General features: G+C 74.0%; 2 protein-coding genes. Both read left to right on the top strand.

What is annotated here, in order from left to right:
• The first annotated feature begins 7 nt into the window (after positions 1-7).
• Positions 8-760, top strand: a complete 753-nt coding sequence (locus J0670_RS37390; RefSeq protein ID WP_207817227.1) for a methyltransferase domain-containing protein — start codon at positions 8-10, stop codon at positions 758-760.
• Positions 761-1260: 500 nt separating this feature from the next.
• Positions 1261-1650, top strand: a complete 390-nt coding sequence (locus tag J0670_RS37385; RefSeq protein ID WP_188305497.1) for a DUF3040 domain-containing protein — start codon at positions 1261-1263, stop codon at positions 1648-1650.
• Positions 1651-1713 lie beyond the last annotated feature (63 nt).

The following is a 1713-nucleotide window of genomic DNA, read 5'->3' as shown; positions in this document are numbered from 1 at the left end:
CCCGACCTTGTACCCGACGCGTCCCCGCAGTGCCCTGCGTACCGCCGTGGTGTGGGAGGTGGTGCGCGCAGCCCTGGAGAAGCGGGCGGCCGAGCTGGACCAGCCGGTGCTCGACGTGGTCGACACCGGCGGCGGCACCGGCAACTTCGCCGTGCCGGTGGCCAAGCTCGGCCACCGGGTCACCGTGGTCGACCCGAGCCCGGACGCGCTGTTCGCCCTGGAGCGCCGGGCCGCCGAGGCCGGGGTGACGGACCTGGTGCGGGCCGTCCAGGGCGACACCCAGACGCTGCCCGAGCTGGTCGCCCCCGGCACCGTGGACGCGGTGCTCTGCCACGGCGTGCTGGAGGTCGTGGACGACCCGGCCGAGTCGCTCCGCAGCCTGGCCGGGACGCTGCGCGAGGGCGGCCTGGTCAGTCTGCTGGCGGCCAACCGCAACGGCGCCGTGCTGGCCCGCGCGCTGGCCGGCCACTTCAACGAGGCCCGGACGGTGCTCACCGCCGCCGACGGCCGCTGGGGCGAGCAGGACCCGATGCCGCGCCGCTTCACCGGCGAGGAGCTGGGCCGGCTGGCCGAGGGCGCGGGCCTGCGGGTGGAGTCGGTGCACGGTGTACGGGTCTTCGCCGACCTCGTGCCCGGGGTGCTGGTGGACACCGAGCCGGGCGCGATGGAGGCGCTGCTGAAGCTGGAGGAGGCCGCCGCCGCGCAGCCCGCCTTCCACGCCGTGGCGACCCAGCTGCACCTGCTGGCCACCCTGGCCTGACCCCTCGGCCCGGCCCCTTCGGAGCCCCCTCGCCGCCGCACGGTTCCGCACACCGTCCGGCGGCGGTTCGCTTACCGGACGACCGCCGGACGACCGCCGGACGACCGCCGGCCGACCGCAGGACGACCGCCGGATGGCTGCCGGACGACTGCCGGACGACCGGGTCTCGCCCCGGTGCGTTCGCGATCCTCCCCAGGTCCGGGCCCATTCCATCGGATCGGGCACTTGTCCGGGTCCTCCGGCGTTGAGACGGGTGCGGCCCCGCCCGGTCGAAGTGGCCCGTCCCACGCGGCGCAGACCACCCCGTAACGGGCCCACGGACCGTATGATCTGGGTAAAGCCGGAAAGCATGACAGCCGGATGCGTGGGGCATATGGACGACACGGGCCGGGTTCCCCCGCACAGGCGTCCGACCGTATGCCCCAAGGCTGATTGGACTTGCCTCCCCGAGGAGGGGTGGCGGACCGGTCGCACCCGCGACCGACGAGTAGGAGGACTCCGTGCCGCTCTCGGAGCACGAGCAGCGACTGCTCGACCAGATGGAGCGAGCGCTGTATGCCGAAGATCCCAAATTCGCGTCAGCGCTTGAGGGAACCGGGCTGCGCACCTACACCCGCCGGCGGGTCTACCTGGCCGTCGCCGGTTTCGTGGTGGGGATCGGTCTGCTGATGGGCGGCATGGTCGTTCCGGATCAGATCTGGGTCAGCGTCGTGGGCTTCCTGGTGATGCTCGGGTGCGCGGTGTTCGCCGTGACCGGTTGGCGTCGCGGGCCCGCGAGCCAGGGCTCCGGCCCCCGTCAGGCCGCCGCCCCGCGCCGCAAGGCCGGGATGATGGACCGGGTGGAGCAGCGCTGGCAGCGTCGTCGGGACGAGCAGGCCGGCGGCTTCTGAACCGCGAGGACCGTTGAACGAACGCCGGGGGCGGGCAGTCGACCGACTGCCCGCCCCCGGCGT

Origin of the sequence: Streptomyces sp. FH025 (assembly GCF_017427025.1) — a bacterium.
In the GTDB taxonomy this organism is placed as follows: Bacteria; Actinomycetota; Actinomycetes; order Streptomycetales; family Streptomycetaceae; genus Kitasatospora.
This window is presented reverse-complemented; position numbering and strand designations above follow the sequence as displayed.